This window comes from bacterium (assembly GCA_040755795.1).
GTDB lineage: Bacteria > UBA9089 > CG2-30-40-21 > CG2-30-40-21 > SBAY01 > JBFLXS01.
This window is the reverse complement of record JBFLXS010000484.1, coordinates 1-2,745: the sequence shown is the minus strand read 5'-3', so window position 1 is coordinate 2,745 and position 2,745 is coordinate 1. Positions and strand designations below refer to the sequence as shown.

General features: G+C 34.8%; 3 protein-coding genes. All 3 read left to right on the top strand.

Annotated features, from left to right (window positions below):
- The first annotated feature begins 235 nt into the window (after positions 1 to 235).
- Positions 236 to 520: a DUF1844 domain-containing protein gene (locus AB1414_18705; GenBank protein MEW6609445.1), complete on the top strand. Its 285-nt coding sequence runs from the start codon at positions 236 to 238 to the stop codon at positions 518 to 520.
- An 8-nt stretch (positions 521 to 528) separates the two neighbouring features.
- On the top strand, positions 529 to 1,680 hold the full coding sequence (locus AB1414_18700) for an iron-containing alcohol dehydrogenase (protein ID MEW6609444.1): 1,152 nt from the start codon (positions 529 to 531) through the stop codon (positions 1,678 to 1,680).
- A gap of 753 nt (positions 1,681 to 2,433) precedes the next feature.
- Positions 2,434 to 2,568 (top strand): hypothetical protein, encoded by a 135-nt coding sequence (locus AB1414_18695; protein ID MEW6609443.1) that lies wholly within the window; start codon positions 2,434 to 2,436, stop codon positions 2,566 to 2,568.
- Positions 2,569 to 2,745: the final 177 nt, after the last annotated feature.

Here is a 2,745-nt window from a genome sequence, read left to right as displayed (position 1 = left end):
TCAACACGACACCAGGATTAATGTCTGAAGGGTGGAGCAAGAAAAAGTTTGAGCCATTTCTCCAATTCTCCCTTTTCCCCATTTCTCCTTGTTTACACTTCTAATGTATAGCCCTGAACGGTTACAACAGATTTAATCAATCAGGTTGATGAAGTGATGAAGTTCGTCACCAGGCATATTAGCGTGAGATATGAATTTGAGGGAAAACCTAAGAGGAAGGAGGATAGATGATAAAATGTCTGATGAAATTAAAGAAACACCTCCAGAAGAAGGTAACTTTTTGGACCTTATTTCTATGTTATCTACTTCTGGAATGATTCATTTGGGTGAAATAAAAGACCCAATTACTAATGAAAGCAAAGTGAACCTTGAAGGAACCAGATGGAGTATCGATATGTTGGGAATATTAGAAAAAAAGACTAAAGCAAATTTAACTAATGAAGAAAGTGAGATATTAGCGAATGTTTTATATAATCTAAGAATGAAATATCTGGAAGCACTAAAGAAGAAAGAAGGTTGAGGATAAGGATGAAATTTGAATTTATTGCCCCAGCAAAGATAATATTTGGCGAGGGAAGTAGTGCCACAGTTGGCATTGAAGCGAAAAGATTTGGCAAAAAAATATGTTTGATTACGGGTAAAACGGCGATGGCTAAAAGTGGTATTTTAGATAATGTGCGTAAGTCTTTAGAAGATACAGGATTAGAAGTAATTCTCTTTGATAAAGTAACACCTGAACCAACTATACAAATGGTTGATGAAGGATTATCATTAGTTAGAAGAATCGAATGTGAAGTGGTCATTGGATTAGGAGGCGGAAGTTCCTTAGATGTGGCTAAGGCAGTAGCAGGTTTAGCCAATGATGGTGGTGATTGCAGTGAATATCAAGAAGGTAGAAAAATACAAAAAGAAGGATTACCATTTATTGCCATACCAACTACGGCTGGAACAGGTGCAGAAGCAACTTATAACGCAGTTATTATTAATGAAGAAAAAAAGGTTAAACAAAGCATTCGAGATTATTCGTTAATGGCAAAGGTAGCGATTATTGACCCCACATTGACTTTTACACTTTCTTCAAATATGACGACTATTTGTGGGATGGATACCTTAGTTCATCTTATAGAAGGTTATGTTTCAAATGGGGCTAATCTTTTAACAGATTCATTATCTCTTCAAGGAATTAAATTAGTCAGTGCAAGTTTAAAAAAGGTAGTTTTCGATGGTCAGGATAAAAAGGCAAGAACAGATATGTCTTTAGCCTCATTGCTTGGCGGGTTGGTATTAGCCAATGCTGGTTTGGGGGCTATCCATGGCTTAGCCGCTTCTTTAGGACCGTTATACAATCTCCCACATGGCCTGGCCTGTGCGGTTTTACTCCCTTATGTTATGGAGTATAATTTAGAAGCCGCTATTCCAAAATTTGCCCAAATTGCTTATCTTCTGGATAAACAAACCATGACTCTTTCAACCGAAGGAGCGGCTTTTGAATCCGTAGTCTTAATCGAAGAACTTATCTCAAGTTTAAAATTACCTTTTAGTTTAAGCAGTCTTGGTGTTCAAGAACAGGATTTACCAATTATCGTTCAAGGGGTTTCTTCTTCTTTAAAATATAACCCACGAGAGGCGAATTTTAAAGATTTGCTTAATATCCTTAAAAACGCTCTGGTTGGAGAATGATAGACAAAATTAGAAATTGAAAAAAGGGTAAGCGTTCAGGTGGTGTAACAAAAGGAGATGTGGAAATTAGGGAGATATTATTAAAAAAATTGAAATTAATAGAAACTAATAAAAATTTATGGAAATTTGTTGTTTTCCACAATCAATTTCTACCTATTTCTATAAATTTCAATCTATTTCTATTACTTGATGTTCAAGTTTTTTAAAGGTATAAAGATTTAACCGCAAAGAGCGCAAAGGAAGATTTCGCAAAGGACGCAAAGAAAGGAAAACAGGTCTATAAACGAAAACGAACTTTCAAATATTATTAATTGCTTATAAATTTCGATGTATTAAGACTCAAGGAAGGAATTAAAAGGGTGGTGAACAACCTATAATCTTTGCGTTCTTTGCAGTTAATTTCTTTGCGTTCTTTGCGGTTGATTTCTTTGCGTTCTTTGCGGTTAAAAAAGGATAAACCACTTAATCTTAAAAAAACTTGAATATCGAGTTATAGGTTTAATTAAATCAATTAAGAGTAAAATAGTATGAAATATTTTCCCCTTTTCCTACTTCCTACTTTCCTACTTCCTACTTGCTTGGTATGCTGAATAGTTACGATATTTTTAAAAAATTCTCGGTCAGCCTCTTGACAAAACTCCATTTTTGTGTTATATTTATATCATATTAGTCAATGGTCATTGGTCATTAGTCAATACTCATTGACCAATGACCAGTGACCAATGACCAATTTTAAAAGGAGGTATTTCAAAAATGAAAATCTTGAATAATTTCTGTAAGTGGAGAAAGAGTTATGGAAGTTTAAAATTTTTGTTTGCTGATGGTTTAGGATTAAGCAGGCTGGGAGTATTAATTGCCTCTAACACCATCAGGAGTAACAGCACTTGAGAAGATAGGGTCGAGAAGATAGGGTCGCGAGAAGATAGGGTCGCATCTTGAGAGGCTGTTGACAAGAAAAAGTATAGTCCCTTTGATGAGGAAGAAGTTTTAATGTATGTATAACTCTATTAAAATAAACCACTTGAGAGGTTACACTTAAATTTACATGGATTTATTCACACATTC

What these genes read in the sequence shown, in the direction of transcription:
- AB1414_18705 (MEW6609445.1), top strand. Translation starts at nt 236, where the DNA reads ATGTCTGATGAAATTAAAGAAACACCTCCAGAAGAAGGTAACTTTTTG.
- AB1414_18700 (MEW6609444.1), top strand. Translation starts at nt 529, where the DNA reads ATGAAATTTGAATTTATTGCCCCAGCAAAGATAATATTTGGCGAGGGA.
- AB1414_18695 (MEW6609443.1), top strand. Translation starts at nt 2,434, where the DNA reads ATGAAAATCTTGAATAATTTCTGTAAGTGGAGAAAGAGTTATGGAAGT.